Consider the following 20,277-nt stretch of genomic DNA (forward strand, 5'->3'; position numbering starts at 1 on the left):
CGAGCCCGCCGGCGCTGCGCCGGCGTTCGTGTCTGTCTCGGGGGTTTCTTCCATGCGCCTCAACCACGCTCTTGCTGTTCTGCTCCTCGGCGCCGCGGTCAGCGGGATGCCCGCCGTCGCCTCTGCGGCCGACGTGCCGGCACCCCCGGTCACGGTGTCCAACCTCGACGTGTCGACGCCGGGACACCTGACCGGCACAGTCACCACCGACGCCCCAGCCGTGTGGATCTGCTTCGACAACTGCCAGCTCAACAGTGGCCAGACCAACGACGGGGAGTGGCTGACCGTACCGGCGGACACCCACGAGCTCGACTTCGACCTGCCGACCTGGGGCCATTCCGACGGCAAGGTCATCGCCAGGGCATGCTCGGTCGCACCCAGCGCCTGGGCGCCGTGTCCCGCGCCGTCGTACTCCGCGCCCTCGGAGGTCCTCGTTCCGACCGACCTGGTGCCGACCATCACCTCGCCCACCGACACGACGATCGGTCGCAACGGCGACGACACGCCCCAGCAGGTGGACTTGACGGTCAGCGACCCCGGCGGCGGCGGAAATCTGAGGGTGTTGTGGAGCTACACCGATCCCTGGACCGGCAACCCGGGCGGGCGGTCATTCCCCGTGCCCCATGAAGGGCCGGTGACGCTGGACCTCGCCGACGGGGTCGGCAAGCTGCTGGCTCGCCGCTGCGCGGTCGCCAACGTGTCCGCGTGCACGGACTACACCGCCGACCAGAGCCCGACGATGACAGTCGCCCGTGGCGCCCTGCGCGCAAAGCTCACCAGCGCGACCCTGATCACCAGCAGCGCACCGGACAGCACCGCGACCATCCGTGCGGACCATTCCGGCGACTACGCGCTCGACTGGTCGATCGAGCAGGACGGCACATCCCTGCCCGGAACGAGCAGACACCAGACGGGGTCCGTCGGCGAGGACGGCACCCTGACCTTCACCATCCCGGGCACGGGGCTGCCCGACGGCAACCTCACCGTCGTGGGACGACTCGCCGTCGATGACCCGGACTTCGGCTCCTACAGCTCGGCGTTCACCACCGAGACCACGCTGATGGCCGACCGGGTCGGACCTGCGATCGAAGGCCTCACGGTCTCGAGGACGGCGATCCATCCGAAGGCCGTCGCGGCACTGTCGGCGTACCGCGGGGTGACGATCTCGATCAAGGACTCCCAGCAGGTCGACGTCAGCGACCTCATCGAGATCCGCGACGCTGATGGCGCCACCGTGCGCCACATCGAGCCGTGGTACGCGACCTCCCTCTTCGGCCTGGCCGAGTGGGACGGCCGGGACGACGCCGGCGCCGTCGTGCCCGCGGGCTCCTACACCGTCGTCGCGGTCGACAAGCACGGGAACCCCTCGCTGATCCGCAATCTGACGGTCTCCCACGCCCGGGGCGTCCTGCACACCTACCGCGGTACTGTCTCGGCTTCCGGAAGCCAGGCCGGTCCCGCCTTCCGTGGTCGTTGCAGCACACTGCGGCGCCCCTCGTTGCGGGGCTGGACCGGATCTCTCGGCTTCTACGCGAACACCCTGTGCGCCCGCCAGACGTGGGCCGCCAGCGCCGTGTCCACGTTGCATCGGGTCCGGCTGCCGAGCGCTGTCCAGCGAGTCGATGTCGAGGTGCAGGTCACTGGTGGCGCAGCTCGATCGGCTCCGCGCAGCCGGGGCCTGTTGCGCTACCTCGCCGCAGCAGATCCCTCCGACTCCCGTTGGGTCACCGAGTACTGGTCCACCCCGCCCCTGGGTACCCATACCGGGCCGCGGCGATCGGCCTCGGGCATGATCGGCAGCGACCGCTACCTGTACTGGGGTTTCGCCACCGCGTTTCGAAGCCGGTACGACGTGAAGTCGTTCACCGTGACCGTGCGGTACTACAACTGGACCTGACTTCCCACGGCTGGCGAGCTCGCACGGCTACTGGAACGACGGCCCACGTCCGGTGCCGACGTCCCCCGGGAACCCGCGGAACGTCCGGGCCGTTCACCAGGCATGCGCTGCCCCGTTGACGAGACCACGCTGGTGATGAGCGAGCGGAACGGCATCGAGATCGACTACTGCCCGCAGTGCCGCGGCGTCTGGCTGGACCGCGGCGAGCTGGACAAGATCATCGACCGCTCCGTCGGCCAGCAGCAGCCGGCCGCCCCGCAGGCCCCGCGCCCGCAGCAGTACGACCGGTACGACGACCGCCGCGACCAGGGCCACTACAAGAAGCGGCGCAAGGAGTCGTGGCTCTCCGAGCTCTTCGACTGAGCGTGGAGGCACCCGACCTCGGCGACCTCCCCTGGGGCGTCGCCGTCGTCGCCGCGGGCGAGACCAGCACGACGAGCCACCTGCTGCCCGACGACGCGGAGGTGGAGATCGGCTCGGTCTCCAAGGGCGTCACCGGACTGCTCTTCCGCGACGCGGTCGAGCGCGGCGAGGTCGCTCCGGAGGACCTCCTCCAGCAGCACCTCCCGCTCGCCGGCTGCCCGGCGGGCGGGGTGACGCTCGGCTCGCTCGCCCAGCACCGGTCCGGACTCCCCCGGCTGCCGCGGATCCCCGGCATGGCCGGGCGCTCGTGGCGCCTGTGGCGCCACGCCGCCAACCCGTACGACGACACGCTGGCCGAGCTGCTGGAGCAGACCCGCGCGACCACGGTCGGCCGGGCGCGGGCGTCGTACTCGAACCTGAGCTTCGAGCTGCTCGGGCATGCCGTGGCCGCGGCGGCGGGGACGACCTACGCCGGGCTCGTGCGCGACCGGATCGCCGTACCCCTGGGCCTCGACAGCTGGTACGTCCCCGCGACGCCGGCCGAGCTGTCGCCGCGCGCCCTCGCCGGCACCACGCGCCGGGGCCGGGCAGCCGAGCCGTGGACCGGGGAGGGCCTGGGACCCGCCGGCGGCATCCGGTCGACGCTGGGCGACCTCGCCGCCTTCGCGGCCGCCCTGCTCGACGGCTCCGCCCCCGGGGTGGCCGCGCTCGAGCCGACGGCCTCCTTCGCCGGGCCCGCCGTCCGGATCGGCGACGCGTGGCTCACCACCACGGTGCGCGGGCGCGCGATCACCTGGCACAACGGCGGGACCGGCGGCTGGCGCTCGTTCGTCGGTGTCGACCGGGACGCGGGGCGTGCCGCGGTCGTCGTACGGGCCACGACGAGGTCGGTGGACCGGGTCGGGATGGACCTGCTGGCGCCACGATGAGGGCCTGGCACCCGTATCGGTCACGCCTTCCACCGAAGATGCCGCGGCCGGGCGGATGCCGACGTACGATCCCTCCGGCGCCGTGGGAGCGCCACGTCTCGGGGAGGGACCTCCATGCGTCGCGCGCTCATCGCCATGCTCATCGCCTGTTCGGCCACGTTCGTCGGGGTCGCTCCGACGCATGCCGCCGGAGCCCTCGATGTCGCGGGCTACCTGACCCACTTCATCGGCGCCAACCCGCCGGACGGGCCCAACTTCACCATTGACACGGACCGCGAGGGGCACTGGGTGTTCGACGCGCACGTCGCGAAGGACGGGGTTCCCGTGGCGACGGCCCCGACGGTGCATGCCGAGGGCGAGACGGGCAGCCCGGCCGGCACCTTCGACGTCACCCTGACCTCCGAGGGCCTGACGACCGGTGCCTACGAGCTCGTCGGCACCGTCACGGTCACCGCCTCCGACGGCAGTGGTGACTACACGGGCCCGCTCCACTCCATCCTGGACTCCGGCAAGTCGCCGACCATCACCGTCGACGTCGATGCCCCGGACGGCACGGTCAGCCTGTCGCGCCCCTACTTCCGGCGCAACAGCTCCGGCGAGTACGACCCCGTGTCGGTGACGTCGACCGGCACGGGCACGGACTACCGCTACTTCAGCGTGGTCGACGCCGCTGGCACCGAGGTCAACTTCCGGCCGATCTACTCGTACACCGCGGGCACCTGGTCGGACCTCTACAACGGTCGCGACTCCGACGGCCTCCTCCTGCCCGTCGGTTCGTACACGCTGCGCATCGTCGACGGAGCGAGGAATGTCGGTCCGTCCGTCTCCTTCAAGGTCCAGCAGCTCGTGCTCAGGACATACACCCGGACGGTGAGTGCCACCGCCTCCCGGATCAGCAGCTCGGTCGGCCGTTGCTCGACGCTGCGCTCACCGTCCTCGCACGGGTGGTCGGGCTCGCTCGGCTACTACGCCAACACCCGCTGCCGCTCGACCGCCACCTCTGCGACGACGGTGCTCACCCGCCACCGGGCCAGCCTGCCGTCGGCCGCGAGCTATGTCGACGTGCGCATCGACGCCTCCGGAGGCGCATCGCGTGGGTACGGCACGAGCGTCGGCGCGCTGGTCTACGAGCCCGCGTCCGCCACGGCCGACCCTGCGGCTGTGGTCCGGCTCAGTCGCACGGTCGGTTCCCACGCCGGCGTCCGGGTGGCGGCCAGCAAGGTCGTGCGGTCCGCCAGCGGCAAGAAGTGGGTCTACTGGGACGCCGGCACGGCGTCGTTCAACCACTACGACGTGAAGAGCTTCACGCTCACCGTGCGCTACAAGGTCTGGGTCTGATCCCACCGCCGGAGTAGTTTCGAAGACGTGAGCAACGAGGACTTCCGGATCGAGCACGACTCCATGGGCGAGGTCCGGGTCCCGGCAGCGGCCCTCTGGCAGGCGCAGACCCAGCGGGCCGTCGAGAACTTCCCGATCAGCGGCACGCCGATCGAGCCGGCGCTCGTCCACGCGCTCGGCGAGGTGAAGGCGGCCGCGGCGCGCGCCAACGCCGACCTCGGCGTGCTGCCGTCCGACCTGGCCGGCGCGATCGCGGACGCTGCCCGTGCGGTGGCGGACGGGACGTACGACGGCGAGTTCCCCATCGACGTCTTCCAGACCGGCTCGGGCACCAGCTCCAACATGAACGCCAACGAGGTGATCGCGACCCTGGCCGCCCGCGCCGGCGTGAGCGTCCACCCCAACGACCACGTCAACGCCAGCCAGTCGAGCAATGACACCTTCCCGACCGCGATCCACGTCGCCGCGACACTGGCCGTCGTCCGCGACCTGCTGCCGGCGCTCGACGTGCTCGCGACGTCGCTGGAGGCGAAGGCGGCCGAGTTCGCCGACCTGGTGAAGTCCGGCCGGACGCACCTCATGGACGCGACGCCGGTGACCCTGGGCCAGGAGTTCGGCGGGTACGCCGCCACGATCCGCTACGGCGCCGAGCGGCTGGAGTCCGTCCTGCCCCGTGTGCGGGAGCTGCCACTGGGCGGGACCGCGGTCGGCACGGGCATCAACACCCCCCCTGGCTTCGCCGCGGCCGCGATCGCGGCGCTCGCCGAGGCCACCGGTCAGGCGTTCACCGAGGCGCGCAACCACTTCGAGGCGCAGGGCACGCGCGACTCCCTCGTCGAGCTCAGCGGCGTACTGCGCACGATCGCGGTCGGCCTCACCAAGATCTGCAACGACCTGCGCTGGATGGGCTCCGGCCCGACGACCGGCCTGGCCGAGATCCACCTGCCCGACCTGCAGCCGGGCTCCTCGATCATGCCGGGCAAGGTCAACCCGGTGCTCCCCGAGGCGACGCTGATGGTCTGCATGCAGGTCATCGGCAACGACGCCGCCGTCACCGCGGCGGGCGCCAGCGGCAGCTTCGAGCTCAACGTCGCGATGCCGGTGATCGCCCGCAACCTGCTGGAGTCGGTCCGCCTGCTGTCGACGTCGACGACCACGCTCGCGCGGCGCTGCATCGACGGCATCACGGCCGACGCCGAGCGGATGCACCGCTACGCGGCGTCGTCGCCGTCCGTCGTGACCCCGCTCAACCGCCACATCGGCTACGAGGCGGCCGCCAAGGTCGCCAAGCAGGCGCTCGCGACCGGCACGACCATCCGCGAGACCGTCCTGGCGCTCGGGTACGTCGAGCGCGGCGACCTCACCCTCGAGGAGCTCGACGCCGCGCTCGACCTCGCCGCGATGACGCGACCCTGAACCGGCCGGCTCAGGCCTTCTTGCGGCCGGTCAGCGCGGCCGCGACGATCACCGCCACCGCCGCGACGCCGACCTGCCACGCGTGGCGCAGCCAGTCGATCCCGTTCGTGGCGTTGTCCCACGTCGCCTCGTGGTTGTCGAAGTCGCCGTTGTTGCTGCCAAACAGGCCCCAGTAGATGAAGCTGCCGACCAGCATGCCGACGATGCCGCACACGATCGTCAGCCACAGCGGGAACTTCGTCCGGTCACCCGGCGCGACGGCCTTGCCGAGCAGGCCGATGACGGCGCCGCCGACGATGGTCACGATGATGGTCCAGAGCATGACGGGCTCCTTCGGTCGTGCGGGACACCCGAGCCCCGCCCATGCAGGCATCATGCACCCGCAGGCACCCCGCATCGGGGACCCCGGCACCGGATCCGGGAGGATGCGGGGTGTGGCCGAGCTCCTGACCGCCCTCGTCGACGGCACCGGGCGTCCCGTCTCCGTCGACGGTACGACGCTCACCGCGCCCGAGCTCCTCGGCGCCGCAGCCGCCCTGGGCGCACCGCTGGCCGGCCGCGCCCGGGTCGCCGTGCACGCCACGCCCACCATGGACACCGTGGTGGCCGTCGTGGGTGCGCTGCTGGCCGGGGCGACGGTCGTGCCGGTCCCGCCCGACTCGGGGGCGGCCGAGCTGCGGCACCTGCTCGGGGACAGCGCCCCCGAGTGCTGGCTCGGCGCCGCCCCTCCGGACCCGCACGGGATCGAGCACCTGCCGGTCGACCTGGCCGCCCGGGCGTCGTACACGCCGGCGGGGGTGGCCGAGGACGCGCCGGCCTTCGTGCTCTACACCTCGGGGACGACCGGCCTGCCCAAGGGCGTGCTGCTGGCCCGCTCCGCGCTGGCCGCCGGCCTCGACGGGCTCGCCGACGCCTGGTCGTGGACGGCCGAGGACGTGCTCGCCCACGGCCTGCCGCTCTTCCACGTGCACGGCCTCGTGCTGGGCGTCCTGGGGCCCCTGCGCACCGGCAGCGGCCTGGTGCACACCGGCCGGCCCACGCCGGAGCGGTACGCCGACGCCGCGCGCGCCGGGGCGACGCTGTTCTTCGGGGTGCCGACCGTGTGGAGCCGCCTCGTCGAGGCGCCCGAGCACGCGGCTGCCCTGCGCGAGGCCCGGCTGCTCGTCTCGGGCAGTGCCGCCCTGCCGGTCCCCGTGTTCGAGCGCCTGCGGCAGCTGACCGGGCACGACCCCGTCGAGCGCTACGGCATGAGCGAGACCCTGATCACCGTCGCCACCCGCGCCGACGGCGTCCGGCAGGCCGGCTGGGTCGGCGTCCCCATCACCGGCGTCGAGACCCGGCTGCGCGACGAGGACGGCGCGCCGGTGCCCCACGACGGCGAGTCCGTGGGCAGCCTCGAGGTCCGTGGCCCGACGCTCTTCGACGGCTACCTCAACCGCGCGGAGGCCACCGCCGAGGTGTGGACCGAGGACGGCTGGTTCCGCACCGGTGACGTCGCCTGCATCGCCCCCGACGGGCGCCACTGGATCGTCGGCCGGGCGTCGGTCGACCTGATCAAGTCGGGCGGCTACCGGATCGGCGCGGGCGAGATCGAGTCTACCCTCCTCGGCCACCCCGCCGTCGCCGAGTGCGCCGTCGTCGGCGCCCCGGACGAGGACCTGGGCCAACGGATCGTCGCGTACGTCGTCCCCCGCTCCGACGTCGCCGACGAGGACGCGCTGGGCGCCGAGATCACCGCCTGGGTCGGCGCGGAGCTGTCCGCGCACAAGCGCCCGCGCGAGGTGCGCTTCGTGGCCTCGCTCCCCCGCAACGAGATGGGGAAGGTGCAGAAGTCACGGCTGGCCTGAGACGGTCGGCCGTCGCGCGAGGCGACGGTCCTGCCGCCAGCGGGCGCTCGCGCGGTCCGGCTAGTACCAGCCGTGGGACTCGCTGTGGCCCCAGGCGCTGCACGGGCTGCCGTAGCGGCTCTGGATGTAGCCCAGGCCCCAGCGGATCTGCGTCGCGGGGTTGGTGGCCCAGTCGGAGCCGGCCGACGACATCTTGGAGCCCGGGAGGGCCTGCGGGATGCCGTAGGCGCTCGAGCTGGGGTTGTCGGCGTTGACCCGCCAGCCGGACTCGCGGGTCCACAGCGAGTCGAGGCAGCCGAACTGGTCCGAGGAGAAGCCGAACTCCGACAGCAGGGCGCGAGCGATGTCGCGCGGGTCGGAGTCGGAGAGCCGGCGCTCGTCGGTCATCGCGGAGCCCGCGGACTCGTCGAGGGTGGCGGTCTTGACCGGGTCGGCCTCGGGCCGGCGGTCCGAGCGGGACAGCACGGGCTCGCGGCTCTCCGCGGCGACGGTCGGCTGGACCGTCCCGGCGCCGCTCAGCGCATCGATGTCAGCGCTGGCCGTGGAGGCGGGGACGTCGTTGCCGACGACTCCCGCGGCCACCGACACCCCGGTGACGGCGACGGCGACCGACGACATGACGACGACGTTGCGGGCTGCCTTGCGAGGTGCTTCGGCGAGGTGGGCATGCTTCGGCTTTCCGCGGTGCTTGGGCGCAGGCCCTTTCCCGTGGCTCGGTGCGTGCTTCGTCAAAATTCTCGACTTCGGGCTCGACGGCAGGACGCTGGTCGCCGCCCGATCGGGCCCGACACCGTTGTCATCACCGCCGGCGACCAGCGACCACCATGCCTGACGGCCGCGGCAGGTGCAAACCGAACCGCACAGGCGCACCGCCCGGTTTCGGCCGGCTCCGTCACGCTGGTCCCAGCAGTCACACGAGCCCCAGCACCGGCACCTACAGTGAGGAGGTGCACCGGATCTTCACGACCAGCGTCGCGTCCGTCTACCCCCACTACGTCACCAAGGTGGAGCGGAAGGGCCGCTCGAAGGCCGAGCTCGACGAGACCATCCGCTGGCTGACCGGCTTCAGCCAGGCCGAGCTGGAGGCGCACCTCGACGCGGGTACGACGTTCGCGGACTTCTTCGACGCCGCCGAGCTCACGCCACAGGCGTCGCTGATCACGGGCACCGTGTGCGGCATCCGGGTCGAGGAGGTGGAGGACCCGCTGATGCGCAGGATCCGCTACCTCGACAAGCTGGTCGACGAGCTGGCGAAGGGCAAGGCGCTCGAGAAGGTCCTCCGCCAGCCCGCCGACCACGGGTGAGGGGCGTCAGACGACGACGTTCTCCAGCATCTCGGTGACGAGCGCGGCGATCGGCGAGCGCTCGGAGCGGGTCAGCGTGACGTGCGAGAACAGCGGGTGGCCCTTGAGCTTCTCGACGACCGCGACGATGCCGTCGTGGCGGCCGACCCGCAGGTTGTCGCGCTGGGCGACGTCGTGGGTGAGCACGACCTTCGAGTTGGCGCCGATCCGGGAGAGCACCGTCAGCAGCACGTTGCGCTCGAGCGACTGCGCCTCGTCGACGATCACGAAGGAGTCGTGCAACGAGCGGCCGCGGATGTGGGTCAGAGGCAGCACCTCGAGCATCCCCCGGTCCAGGATCTCGTCGACCACGTCGCGCGAGGTCAGGGCGCCGAGGGTGTCGAAGACCGCCTGGCCCCAGGGCGACATCTTCTCCGACTCCGAGCCGGGCAGGTAGCCGAGCTCCTGGCCGCCGACGGCGAAGAGCGGACGGAAGACGACGACCTTCTTGTGCTGCTGGCGCTCCATGACCGCCTCCAGCCCGGCACACAGCGCCAGGGCGGACTTGCCGGTGCCGGCGCGCCCGCCGAGGGACACGATGCCCACGTCGGGGTCGAGCAGCAGCTCCAGCGCGATGCGCTGCTCGGCGCTGCGGCCGTGGATGCCGAACGCCTCGCGGTCGCCGCGGACCAGGTGCACCTGCTTGTCCGGTCCGACTCGGCCGAGCGCGGTGCCCCGGTCGGACAGCATCACCAGGCCGGTGTGGCACGGCAGCTCACGCGCCTCGGGAAGGTCGAGCGTCCCGTCGTCGTACAGCTCGTCGAGGTCGGTGGCCGCGACCTCGATCTCGGCCATGCCGGAGTAGCCGGTGTCCGAGTCGCTGATCGCCTCCCCGCGGTACTCCTGGGCGTCCAGGCCGACCGCCGAGGCCTTGATCCGCATCGGGAGGTCCTTGGACACCAGGGTCACCTGGTGGCCCTCGTCGGCGAGGTTGCGCGCGACCGCGAGGATGCGGGTGTCGTTGTCGCCGAGCCGGAAGCCGGAGGGCAGCGAGGCGGCGTCGGTGTGGTTGAGCTCGACGCGGACCGTGCCCCCGTCCTCACCCACGGGGACGGGCGTGTCGAGGCGGCCGTGGCTGACCCGCATCTCGTCGAGCATCCGCAGGGCGCTGCGCGCGAAGTACCCCAGCTCGGGGTGGTGCCGCTTGCCCTCCAGCTCGGTGATCACGACGACCGGAAGGACGACCTCGTGCTCCTCGAACCGGCGCAGTGCGGCCGGGTCGGCGAGCAGGACGCTCGTGTCGAGGACGTAGGTACGGCGCTGCGTGCTGGTCTGTGCCCCATCGTGACTGGATCCCACGACTCACCTCACCGGACCGCGCGCACCCACCAGGGCCGCCCCGGCCCTATTCCTTGTGGATGGACCGGGCTGCGCAGTCGTGAATCGTCACGTCGGGCCTCCCGATGTGGCCGGCTTCCCCACCTGCCACTGATCGGAAAGTACGCCCGGGGGATGTCCGTTTCGCGCGCCACGCCGGTGCGCGAACGTTAATGTCAGGTGACGCGACGGTAGGCCAGGTCGGTGATCGTGCGCTCCTTCGCGATGCCCTTGCGCTCGAACTTGGTGACCGGCCGCTCGGCCCAGCGCTCGACGACACCACCCTCGACCAGCGGCTCGGCGTCGAGCACCTCCACCATCTGCTCGGCGTAGTCGGCCCAGTCCGTCGCGAGCCGCCACAGGCCACCCGGCACGAGCCGCGTGGCCACCAGGCGCGCGTACTCCGGGACGACGAGCCGCCGCTTGTGGTGGCGGGTCTTGTGCCAGGGGTCCGGGAAGAAGGTCCACAGCTCGCTGATGCTGCCCTCGGCCAGCAGGTTCTCCAGCGTCCACACGGCGTCCACGCCGCAGAAGCGGACGTTGTCGGCGCCCGCCTCGGCGACCCGCCCGAGGCTCTCGGCGACACCCGGGCGCCACACCTCCAGCGAGAGGACGTTGTACGACGGCCGGGCGGCCGCCAGGGCCGCGGTCGCCTCGCCGACGCCGCCGCCGATCTCGACGATGAGCGGCGCCTCCCGCCCGAACCAGGTGGTCCAGCTGAACCCCGGCTCGTCGACCGCCTCGTCCGGCACGACCCACCGGTCGGCGTACTCGTCCCAGGCAGCCTGCTGCTTCGGCGAGAACCGGCTCCCCCGCCGCGCGTAGGTCAGCACCTCCCGCACCCGCCGCCCGTCCTCGGTCAGCTTGTGGTGCGGTCGGGCCGGGCGTACGCCGCCCGCGTGGTCCTGCTCGTCGTTCACGCCGACATTCTCCCGGCTGGGAGCGTGCGGGCAGAAATGCAGGAAGCCCCCTGCTGCCGAAGCAGCAGGGGGCTTCCCCGAAGCAGGTCAGATCACTTGGTGATCTTCGTGACCCGGCCGGCGCCGACGGTGCGGCCACCCTCACGGATCGCGAACTTCAGACCCTCGTCCATGGCGATCGGCTGGATGAGCTCGACCGTCATGTCCGTGTTGTCGCCCGGCATGACCATCTCGGTGCCCTCGGGAAGGGTCACGACGCCGGTCACGTCGGTGGTCCGGAAGTAGAACTGCGGACGGTAGTTGTTGAAGAACGGCGTGTGACGGCCGCCCTCCTCCTTCGAGAGGATGTAGACGCTGGCCTCGAAGTTGGTGTGCGGGGTGGTGGTCCCCGGCTTCACCACGACCATGCCGCGCTCGACGTCCTCGCGCTTGGTGCCGCGGAGCAGCAGACCGACGTTCTCACCGGCCTGGCCCTCGTCGAGCAGCTTGCGGAACATCTCGACACCGGTGACGGTGGTCTTGATCGCGGTGTCGCGGATGCCGATGATCTCGACCTCCTCGTTCACCTTGACGATGCCGCGCTCGATACGGCCGGTGATGACGGTGCCACGACCGGTGATCGTGAAGACGTCCTCGACGGGCATGAGGAACGGCTTGTCGACCTCACGCTCGGGCTGCGGGATGTACTCGTCGACGGCCGACATGAGCTCGGCAACCGACTCGCCCCACTTGGCGTCGCCGTTGAGGGCCGGGAAGGCCGCAACGCGCACGACCGGGACGTCGTCGCCCGGGAACTCGTACTCGTTGAGGAGCTCGCGCACCTCCATCTCGACGAGCTCGATGAGCTCCTCGTCGTCGACCATGTCGCACTTGTTGAGCGCGACGACCAGGGCGGGCACGCCGACCTGGCGGGCGAGCAGCACGTGCTCGCGGGTCTGCGGCATCGGGCCGTCGGTCGCGGCGACCACCAGGATCGCGCCGTCCATCTGGGCAGCACCGGTGATCATGTTCTTGATGTAGTCGGCGTGACCGGGGCAGTCGACGTGCGCGTAGTGGCGCGCCTCGGTCTGGTACTCGATGTGCGCGATCGAGATCGTGATGCCGCGCTGACGCTCCTCGGGAGCCTTGTCGATCTGGTCGAACGGCGAGGCCTCGTTGAGGTCCGGGTACTTGTCGTGCAGCACCTTCGAGATCGCCGCGGTCAGCGTCGTCTTGCCGTGGTCGATGTGACCGATCGTGCCGATGTTCACGTGCGGCTTGTTCCGCTCGAACTTCGCCTTAGCCACTGGGGGCTCCTCCTGATGTGTTGTTACTTGACTCGTACTGAAGGGGTGGTGCGCCGAGGGTCTGCGTCGAGATCCCCCATGGGTCGATGACCCAGGGGACTACTCGCCGCGCGCCTTCTTGATGATCTCGTCGGCGATGTTCGTGGGAACCTCGGCGTACGAGTCGAACTCCATCGAGTACGACGCCTGACCAGAGGTCTTGGACCTCAGGTCGCCAACGTACCCGAACATCTCGGACAGCGGCACGAGGGCGGACACGACGATGTCGCCGTGACGCTCCTCCTGCGCGCGGATCTGACCGCGACGGCTGTTGATGTCACCGATGACCGTGCCGAGGAAGTCCTCGGGCGTGGTGACCTCGACGGCGAACATCGGCTCGAGGAGGCACGGGTTCGCCTTGCGGGCGGCCTCCTTGAACGACTGGATGCCGGCGATCTTGAACGCGAGCTCGGACGAGTCGACGTCGTGGTAGGCGCCGTCCTCGAGGGTGAACTTCACGTCGACCATCGGGTAGCCGGCGAGGACGCCGAACTCCATGGCCTCCTGGCCGCCGTTGTCGACGGACGGGATGTACTCGCGCGGGACGCGACCACCGGTGACGTTGTTGACGAACTCGTAGCCCGCACCGAGACCGGTCTCGGGGTCGATGTTCGGCTCCAGCGAGATGACGACCTTCGCGAACTGGCCCGACCCACCGGTCTGCTTCTTGTGGGTGTAGCTGTGGTTCGAGACGGTGCCGCGGATGGTCTCGCGGTAGGCGACCTGCGGCTTGCCGACGGTCGCCTCGACCTTGAACTCGCGCTTCATCCGGTCGACGAGGATCTCCAGGTGGAGCTCGCCCATGCCGGAGATGATGGTCTGGCCGGTCTCCTCGTCGGTCTTGACGACGAAGGTCGGGTCCTCCTCGGCGAGACGGCCGATGGCGACGCCGAGCTTCTCCTGGTCGGCCTTCGTCTTCGGCTCGATGGCGACCGAGATCACCGGCGCCGGGAAGGTCATCGACTCCAGCACGACCGGCTTGGCCGTGTCGGAGAGGGTGTGACCGGTCCGGGTGTCCTTGAGGCCCATGACGGCGACGATCTGGCCGGCGCCGACCGACGCGATCTCCTCACGCTTGTTGGCGTGCATCTGGTAGACCTTGCCGATCCGCTCCTTGCGGCCGTTGCTCGCGTTGAGCACGGTCGCGCCGGCCTCGAGCTTGCCCGAGTAGACGCGGACGAAGGTCAGCTTGCCCAGGTGCGGGTCGGCGGCGATCTTGAACGCGAGCGCGGACAGCGGCTCCTCGCTGGAGGGCTTGCGCGAGATCTCGTTCTCCTCGGTCTCCTCGGCACCCGGCTTGTGGCCGACGATGGCGTCCACGTCGAGCGGCGAGGGGAGGTAGTCGACGATCGCGTCGAGCAGGGGCTGCACGCCCTTGTTCTTGAACGCGGTGCCGGTGAGGATCGGGTTGACCTTGTCGGCCAGGGTCGCGCGACGGATGGCGGCCTTGAGGGTCGGCACGTCGAACGTGTCGCCGTCCTCGAGGTAGACCTCCATGATGTCGTCGTCGGCCTCGGCGAGGGTCTCGACGAGCTTCTCGCGGTACTCGGCGGCCTTGTCGGCGAGGTCGGCGGGGATCTCCTCGACGACGTAGTCCTCGCCCTGGGCGGTCTCGCCGCGCCAGACCTTGGCGTTCATCTCGACCAGGTCGACGACGCCGATGAAGTCGCCCTCGGCACCGATCGGGATCTGGAGGACCAGCGGGGTCGAGTTGAGCTTCTGCACGATCGAGTCGACGACGCGGTAGAAGTCCGCACCGGTCCGGTCGAGCTTGTTGACGAAGCACATCCGCGGGACGGCGTACTTGTTGGCCTGGCGCCACACGGTCTGCGACTGGGGCTCCACGCCGGCGACACCGTCGAAGACCGCGACGGCACCGTCGAGGACGCGCAGCGAGCGCTCGACCTCGACCGTGAAGTCCACGTGGCCCGGGGTGTCGATGATGTTGATCTGGTGCTTCTTCCACCAGCAGGTCGTCGCGGCCGACGTGATCGTGATGCCGCGCTCCTGCTCCTGCTCCATCCAGTCCATCGTGGCAGCGCCGTCGTGGACCTCACCGATCTTGTAGGAGATGCCGGTGTAGAACAGGATGCGCTCGGTGGTGGTGGTCTTGCCGGCGTCGATGTGCGCCATGATGCCGATGTTGCGGACGACGTTCAGGTCCGTCGTGATGTCGACTGCCACGTGAGTCAGCGTTCCTTAGGTAAGGGGATGGAACCGGTGGGTGCCGGAGCGGGCGCCGCGGTGGCGGGCCCGCTCCGACGAGATCACCAGCGGTAGTGGGCGAAGGCCTTGTTGGACTCGGCCATCTTGTGGGTGTCCTCGCGCTTCTTCACAGCGGCACCGAGGCCGTTGGCGGCGTCGAGGATCTCGTTCTGCAGGCGCTCGGCCATCGTCTTCTCGCGACGCTCCTGGGCGTAGCCCACGAGCCAGCGCAGCGACAGCGTCGTGCCACGGTTGCCCTTGACCTCGACGGGGACCTGGTAGGTCGCACCACCGACGCGGCGGGACTTGACCTCGAGCGCGGGGCGCACGTTGTCGAGCGCACGCTTGAGGGTGATGACCGGGTCGGTGCCGGTCTTCTCGCGGGTGCCCTCGAGAGCGGCGTACACGATCCGCTGAGCAACCTGCTTCTTGCCATCCTGCAGCACCTTCGACACCAGCTGGCTCACCAGCTGCGAACCGTAGACCGGGTCGACGTCGATGGGGCGCTTCGGAGCGGGGCCCTTGCGCGGCATGTCAGCTCTTCTCCTTCTTGGCGCCGTAGCGGCTGCGAGCCTGCTTGCGGTTCTTCACGGCCTGCGTGTCGAGCGCGCCGCGGATGACCTTGTAGCGGACACCGGGCAGGTCCTTCACACGGCCGCCGCGGACGAGCACGATCGAGTGCTCCTGGAGGTTGTGACCCTCACCCGGGATGTAGGCCGTGACCTCGACGCCACTGCTCAGGCGCACGCGGGCGACCTTGCGGAGGGCGGAGTTCGGCTTCTTCGGGGTGGTGGTGTAGACGCGGGTGCAGACACCGCGCCGCTGAGGCGATCCCTTCAGGGCAGGCGTCTTGGTCTTCGACGCCTTGTCCTGGCGGCCCTTGCGGACCAGCTGCTGAATGGTGGGCACTCTTGTGCTTCCCTCTCGGTGTTGTCTCTCGGCCCGGCACCATGCCGGGCTCGGGGGTACTGCTCGCTGCTGTGCCGGATGCTGGTTCCCCCGCCGATGGCCCCGTCGGATCGGGGCTGGTCTGAGGGCATGCGGGACGTGCCGGGTCGCCCCAGACACGAGAATCGAGATTACCGGCCGCCCATAGGCGGGTCAAAATGCCGGGTCACGCCGGGAACGGCCGGTTCGCGGGCCGGCTCTCAGGTCAGCCACCGGGTGATCGGGTCGATGGCGAAGTAGACCACGAACAGGCCCGCGACGACCCACAGCAGCGCGTGGACGTCGGCGGCCTTCCCGCGGACCAGCTTGAGGAAGACGTAGGACACGAATCCGGCCCCGATGCCGACCGTGATCGAGTAGGTGAACGGCATCAGCACGATGGTCAGGAAGGCCGGGATCGCGACCTCCAGGTCGTCCCACGCGATGCCCGTGACCTGCTGCATCATCAGGAAGCCGACCAGCACGAGCGCCGGGACGGCCGCCTCCGACGGGATCATCGCCACGAGCGGCGACAGGAAGATCGTCAGCAGGAACAGCAGCCCGGTCACGACCGAGGCGAGGCCGGTGCGCGCGCCCTCGCCGACACCTGCGGCGGACTCGATGTACGACGTGTTCGACGAGACGCCGGCCGCGCCGCCGGCGATCGCGGCGACCGAGTCGACGGCGAGGATCCGCGCCGCGTTCGGCGGCATGCCCTCCTCGTCGAGCAGCTTCGCCTCGGCGCCGATGGCCGTCATCGTGCCCATGGTGTCGAAGAAGTCGGCCAGGAGGAGCGAGAAGACGAGCAGCAGCACGGTCACCACGCCGACCTGGTCCCAGGAGCCGAGCAGGTTGAACTCGCCCAGCGTGCCGAAGTCGGGGGCGTGGAAGCTGTCCGGCCAGGCCGGGACGGTCAGCGCCCAGCCGCCGGCCTTCTCCGAGACGCGGCCGAGGTCGCCGATCGCCTCGACGACGACCGCGACGACGGTCATCACGACGATCGAGATCAGGATCGCGCCGCGCACTTTGCGCACCCACAGGGCCACCATCAGCAGCAGGCCGCCGATGAAGACGAGCACGGGCCAGCCGCTGAGGTTGCCGTCGCTGCCCAGCTGCACCGGCACCGTGGTCCCGCCGGGGATCCGGGTCACGAAGCCCGCGTCGACGAAGCCGATCAGCGCGATGAACAGCCCGATGCCGACCGAGATCGCGACCTTCAGCTCTGCCGGGACCGCGCGGAAGACGGCGGTCCGGAAGCCGGTCAGCACCAGCACCAGGATCAGCACGCCCTCGATGACGATGAGGCCCATCGCGTCGGCCCAGGTCATCTGGCCGGCGATCGAGAAGGCGAGGAAGGCGTTCAGGCCCAGCCCGGTCGCCAGCGCGAGCGGGTAGTTGGCGACGACGCCCATCAGGATCGTCAGCACACCGGCGACGAGGGCGGTGCCGGCGGCGATGGCCGCCAGGCCGCCGCCCGGCACCGAGCCGCCGCCGAGGTAGTTGCCGTCGACATCGGCCGCGAACCCGAGGATCAGCGGGTTCAGCACCACGATGTAGGCCATCGTGAAGAACGTGACGACCCCGCCACGCACCTCCTGGCCGACGGTGGATCCCCGCTCGGAGATCCGGAAGTAGCGGTCGACCGGGCTGGTCCCGGGGGCGGTCTGCGCAGAGCTCACGAGGGCAGCATGGCAGGCTCGCGCACCGCTTGCGCAGAGGGCTCGCGGCCAGCGGCCAGGCTCCTCACGAGAACGGCCAGGCCGACGCCGACCAGCACCAGCACTCCCCCGACGACCAGCGTCCACCGGGCGCCGTACTGCTCGCCGATCCAGCCGATGAACGGCGAGCCGATCGGGGTCCCGCCCATGACGATCGTCATGTAGATCGCCATCACCCGCCCGCGCATCGCCGGGTCGGACTCGGTCTGGAGCAGGGCGTTGCAGGAGTTGAGGACCGTGATGACCGAGACGCCCAGGAGCGGGCAGAGCACCACGAAGAGCAGGTACGACGGCGCGAACCCGGCCACGATCTCGAGCACGCCGAACGCGACGGCCGCCCCCATCAGGAGCCGGACCCGCACCCGCGCCCGCCCGGCGGCGAGCAGCGCGCCGCTGAGCGAGCCGATCGCGAGGAAGGAGCCCAGGACGCCGTACTCCTCGGCGCCCTTGCCGAACACGTCGGTGGCCATGAGGGCCGAGGTGAGCTGGAAGTTCATGCCGAAGGTCCCGACGAAGAAGACGAGCACGAGGATCATCAGCATCTTCGGCTGGCCGCGCAGGTAGCCGATGCCTGCGCGGAGCATGCCCGGCTCGCGACCGGCCGGGCGCGGCGAGTGCAGCCCGGCGGGGTCCATCCGGCGGAGCTGGAGGATGACGGCGGCGTACGAGACGGCGTTGGCGAGGATGACCCAGCCGGTCGCGCGCATCCCGCCGCCACCGATACCGATCAGGAGGCCGGCGATGCCGGGACCGATCAGCCGGGCGGTGTTGAACGCCGCGGAGTTGAGGCTGACCGCGTTGGCCACGTCGTCGGCGCCGACCATCTCCGAGACGAAGGCCTGGCGGGCCGGCGCGTCGAAGGCGGCGCCGATGCCGAAGACGAAGGCGAGCAGGTAGACGTGCCAGGTCTCGGCGACGCCGAGCGCGGCGATCGCACCGAGGGCGAGCGCGGCGAGCGCCATCACCGCCTGGGTGACCTGCAGCATCCGGCGCTTCGGGAAGCGGTCCGCGATGACGCCGGCGTACGGCGAGAGCAGGAGCACGGGCAGGAACTGGAGCCCGGTGGTGATGCCGAGCGCGGTGCCGCCGTTGCCGGGGATGGTCAGGACCAGCCAGTCCTGCGCGACGCGCTGCATCCACGTGCCGACGTTGGAGACGAGGCTGCCGGCGAAGTAGAGGCGGTAGTTGGGGTGGGCGAGGGATCGGAAGCGGGGGCTCGTGGTGACTCCTTCGTTCGTCAGTCGGCAGCGGCGATGCGCTGCAGGATGGGGGCGGCCTGGCGCAGGACGTCGCGCTCGGCGGGCGTCAGCTCCTCGAGGCGGCGCGAGAGCCACCGGTCACGGCGGGTCGCATCGGCGTGGACCACCGCGCGCCCCTCCTCCGTGAGCCGTACGACGACCTGTCGGCCGTCCGTCGGGTGGGGCTGCCGCTCGACCAGGCCCGCGTCGGCCAGGCAGTTCACGGTGCGGGTCATGCTCGGCGGGCGCACCTGCTCACGGCTGGCCAGCGCGCCGATGGTGAGGTCACCGAGCCGGTGGAGCGCCCAGAGCACCGCCATCGACGGGAGGCTGAGGTCGTTGTCGGGGTGGCGCTCGCGCACCAGCCTCCGGCGCAGGCGCATCACCGAGAACCGGAGCTCGGTCGCGAGCCCCACGTTCGTGCGCAGCTGTTCCCTGGTCGGCATGTCGTTAGTCTAAGTCATTACCTCAAGCAACTATTCCGGCCGGACTGCGCCGGTCCGGCCCCGCGGTCTACGATCGAACCGTGGAGCTCCGCGACGACCAGCCGACCCAGCACGAGATCGGCAACCGCACCTACCTGATCGCGCCCGTCGAGCCCCTCGACGTCGACGGGGTGCGGACGGTCCAGGTCGGCACCGCGCTGTTCGCGATCGCCTTCGTGGCACTGCTGCCGTTCTACGGCCGCCTCGAGGAGGACGGCCGCACCTGGCTGCTGTGGATGTGCCTGACCGGCGTCGGCCTCGGGCTGCTCGGGATGGAGTACTGCAAGCGCCGCCGCCTGGTCCGCGCCGAGCGCGAGCACGACGAGCCGTGAGCGAGCCGCTCCCCCCGACCCGCTGGGCACTCGGCGGAGCGAAGAACGTCGGCTACGGGGAGCGCTTCGCCGAGCTGATCGAGCAGGGCGAGGACGTCTTCGGCGAGGCCCGCCTCGCCGACGCGATGCTGGCCCGCGGCTCCCGCGTGCTCGACGCCGGGGCCGGCATGGGACGCGTCGGCGCCTACCTGCTGGACCACGGGCACCGGGTCGTCGCGGCCGAGCCCGACCCCGCGCTCGTCGCGCGGGCCCGTCGTACCTGGCCGGGGCTGGAGGTGCTGCCGCTGGAGATCCTCGCGCTCTCCCCCGACGCGCTGGCGGCCGCCGGGGCGCCCGACGCCTTCGACCTCGTCGTCTGCGTCGGCAACGTGCTCACCTTCCTCGCCGAGGACACCGAGGTGGCCGTGCTCGAACGGCTGGGCTCGCTGCTCGCGCCGGGCGGGCGGATCCTCGCCGGCTTCCACCTGCAGGGCGGACCGGCGAGCGCGCGCACCTACCCGCCGGACGAGTTCGTCGCGGACGCGACCGCCGCCGGGCTGCGGGTCGACCACCGGTTCGGCGGCTACGACCTGCGGCCGGTCGACGACCTGTACGCCGTCTGGGTCCTCAGCCGCGCCTGACGCCGACGCGGCGTGAGCTGACCCCCTCGAGTGGGCACGAACCGCAGCTCGCGACGC

The 20,277-nt window shown here is 70.9% G+C and carries 20 protein-coding genes; 9 read left to right on the forward strand and 11 right to left on the reverse strand.

Translation table 11 applies throughout. The features are described from left to right. Positions 1-52 precede the first annotated feature (52 nt). The 5 genes from AC2YHB_RS20375 (at position 53) to AC2YHB_RS20395 (ending at position 5,943) form a co-directional block, all read left to right on the forward strand. Positions 53-1,897: a hypothetical protein gene (locus AC2YHB_RS20375; RefSeq protein WP_487354527.1), complete on the forward strand. Its 1,845-nt coding sequence runs from the start codon at positions 53-55 to the stop codon at positions 1,895-1,897. 102 nt (positions 1,898-1,999) lie between these two features. Continuing rightward, a complete protein-coding gene (locus AC2YHB_RS20380) occupies positions 2,000-2,260 on the forward strand; it encodes a TFIIB-type zinc ribbon-containing protein (protein WP_036551130.1) in 261 nt (86 codons plus the stop codon). 2 nt (positions 2,261-2,262) lie between these two features. Then, positions 2,263-3,189, forward strand: a complete 927-nt coding sequence (locus AC2YHB_RS20385) for a serine hydrolase domain-containing protein (RefSeq protein ID WP_487354528.1) — start codon at positions 2,263-2,265, stop codon at positions 3,187-3,189. Between the two features lie 114 nt (positions 3,190-3,303). After that, positions 3,304-4,527 (forward strand): hypothetical protein, encoded by a 1,224-nt coding sequence (locus tag AC2YHB_RS20390; RefSeq protein WP_487354529.1) that lies wholly within the window; start codon positions 3,304-3,306, stop codon positions 4,525-4,527. A 27-nt stretch (positions 4,528-4,554) separates the two neighbouring features. Continuing rightward, on the forward strand, positions 4,555-5,943 hold the full coding sequence (locus AC2YHB_RS20395; protein ID WP_487354530.1) for a class II fumarate hydratase: 1,389 nt from the start codon (positions 4,555-4,557) through the stop codon (positions 5,941-5,943). A 10-nt stretch (positions 5,944-5,953) separates the two neighbouring features. Here AC2YHB_RS20395 and AC2YHB_RS20400 read toward each other — a convergent pair whose 3' ends face one another. Next, the gene (locus tag AC2YHB_RS20400; protein WP_036551121.1) at positions 5,954-6,265 is read right to left on the reverse strand and encodes a GlsB/YeaQ/YmgE family stress response membrane protein; all 312 of its coding nucleotides are present in this window, start codon (positions 6,263-6,265) and stop codon (positions 5,954-5,956) included. 112 nt (positions 6,266-6,377) lie between these two features. Between AC2YHB_RS20400 and AC2YHB_RS20405 the strand changes: the two genes are divergently transcribed. Further along, the gene (locus AC2YHB_RS20405) at positions 6,378-7,790 is read left to right on the forward strand and encodes an acyl-CoA synthetase (protein ID WP_487354531.1); all 1,413 of its coding nucleotides are present in this window, start codon (positions 6,378-6,380) and stop codon (positions 7,788-7,790) included. 60 nt (positions 7,791-7,850) lie between these two features. Here the strand turns inward: AC2YHB_RS20405 and AC2YHB_RS20410 are convergent, their stop codons facing one another. Beyond that, positions 7,851-8,408 (reverse strand): aggregation-promoting factor C-terminal-like domain-containing protein, encoded by a 558-nt coding sequence (locus AC2YHB_RS20410; RefSeq protein WP_257026809.1) that lies wholly within the window; start codon positions 8,406-8,408, stop codon positions 7,851-7,853. 329 nt (positions 8,409-8,737) lie between these two features. Between AC2YHB_RS20410 and AC2YHB_RS20415 the strand changes: the two genes are divergently transcribed. Continuing rightward, positions 8,738-9,094, forward strand: coding sequence for a DUF2200 domain-containing protein (locus tag AC2YHB_RS20415; protein WP_308645481.1), 357 nt, complete (start codon positions 8,738-8,740; stop codon positions 9,092-9,094). 6 nt (positions 9,095-9,100) lie between these two features. Here the strand turns inward: AC2YHB_RS20415 and phoH2 are convergent, their stop codons facing one another. The 9 genes from phoH2 to AC2YHB_RS20460 form a co-directional block, all read right to left on the reverse strand. After that, positions 9,101-10,432 carry an RNA 5'-3' helicase PhoH2 gene (gene phoH2 / locus AC2YHB_RS20420; protein WP_179647973.1) on the reverse strand — a complete coding sequence of 444 codons (1,332 nt, stop codon included), beginning with the start codon at positions 10,430-10,432 and terminating at the stop codon, positions 9,101-9,103. A 194-nt stretch (positions 10,433-10,626) separates the two neighbouring features. Continuing rightward, positions 10,627-11,370, reverse strand: coding sequence for a tRNA (guanosine(46)-N7)-methyltransferase TrmB (trmB, locus tag AC2YHB_RS20425; protein WP_487354532.1), 744 nt, complete (start codon positions 11,368-11,370; stop codon positions 10,627-10,629). A 92-nt stretch (positions 11,371-11,462) separates the two neighbouring features. Beyond that, positions 11,463-12,656: an elongation factor Tu gene (gene tuf / locus AC2YHB_RS20430; RefSeq protein WP_036551112.1), complete on the reverse strand. Its 1,194-nt coding sequence runs from the start codon at positions 12,654-12,656 to the stop codon at positions 11,463-11,465. A 99-nt stretch (positions 12,657-12,755) separates the two neighbouring features. Beyond that, positions 12,756-14,828 carry an elongation factor G gene (gene fusA / locus AC2YHB_RS20435; protein WP_218864918.1) on the reverse strand — a complete coding sequence of 691 codons (2,073 nt, stop codon included), beginning with the start codon at positions 14,826-14,828 and terminating at the stop codon, positions 12,756-12,758. A 134-nt stretch (positions 14,829-14,962) separates the two neighbouring features. Continuing rightward, positions 14,963-15,433, reverse strand: a complete 471-nt coding sequence (gene rpsG / locus AC2YHB_RS20440; RefSeq protein WP_028654596.1) for a 30S ribosomal protein S7 — start codon at positions 15,431-15,433, stop codon at positions 14,963-14,965. A gap of 1 nt (position 15,434) precedes the next feature. After that, positions 15,435-15,809: a 30S ribosomal protein S12 gene (gene rpsL, locus AC2YHB_RS20445; RefSeq protein WP_036551109.1), complete on the reverse strand. Its 375-nt coding sequence runs from the start codon at positions 15,807-15,809 to the stop codon at positions 15,435-15,437. 239 nt (positions 15,810-16,048) lie between these two features. Then, a complete protein-coding gene (locus AC2YHB_RS20450; protein ID WP_179647975.1) occupies positions 16,049-17,506 on the reverse strand; it encodes an NCS2 family permease in 1,458 nt (485 codons plus the stop codon). Next, complete coding sequence (locus AC2YHB_RS20455; RefSeq protein WP_179651986.1) at positions 17,503-18,786, reverse strand: MFS transporter; 1,284 nt, start codon at positions 18,784-18,786, stop codon at positions 17,503-17,505. The genes AC2YHB_RS20450 and AC2YHB_RS20455 overlap by 4 nt, the downstream gene beginning before the upstream one ends. Beyond that, on the reverse strand, positions 18,783-19,229 hold the full coding sequence (locus tag AC2YHB_RS20460; RefSeq protein WP_207006704.1) for a MarR family transcriptional regulator: 447 nt from the start codon (positions 19,227-19,229) through the stop codon (positions 18,783-18,785). The genes AC2YHB_RS20455 and AC2YHB_RS20460 overlap by 4 nt, the downstream gene beginning before the upstream one ends. A gap of 80 nt (positions 19,230-19,309) precedes the next feature. Here AC2YHB_RS20460 and AC2YHB_RS20465 point away from each other — a divergent pair, with 80 nt between their 5' ends. Both AC2YHB_RS20465 and AC2YHB_RS20470 read left to right on the forward strand, forming a co-directional pair. Beyond that, positions 19,310-19,600, forward strand: coding sequence for a DUF2530 domain-containing protein (locus AC2YHB_RS20465; protein WP_242530330.1), 291 nt, complete (start codon positions 19,310-19,312; stop codon positions 19,598-19,600). Next, positions 19,597-20,220, forward strand: coding sequence for a class I SAM-dependent methyltransferase (locus AC2YHB_RS20470; RefSeq protein ID WP_487354533.1), 624 nt, complete (start codon positions 19,597-19,599; stop codon positions 20,218-20,220). The genes AC2YHB_RS20465 and AC2YHB_RS20470 overlap by 4 nt, the downstream gene beginning before the upstream one ends. Positions 20,221-20,277: the final 57 nt, after the last annotated feature.

Source organism: Nocardioides sp. SRI_004, assembly GCF_057586415.1.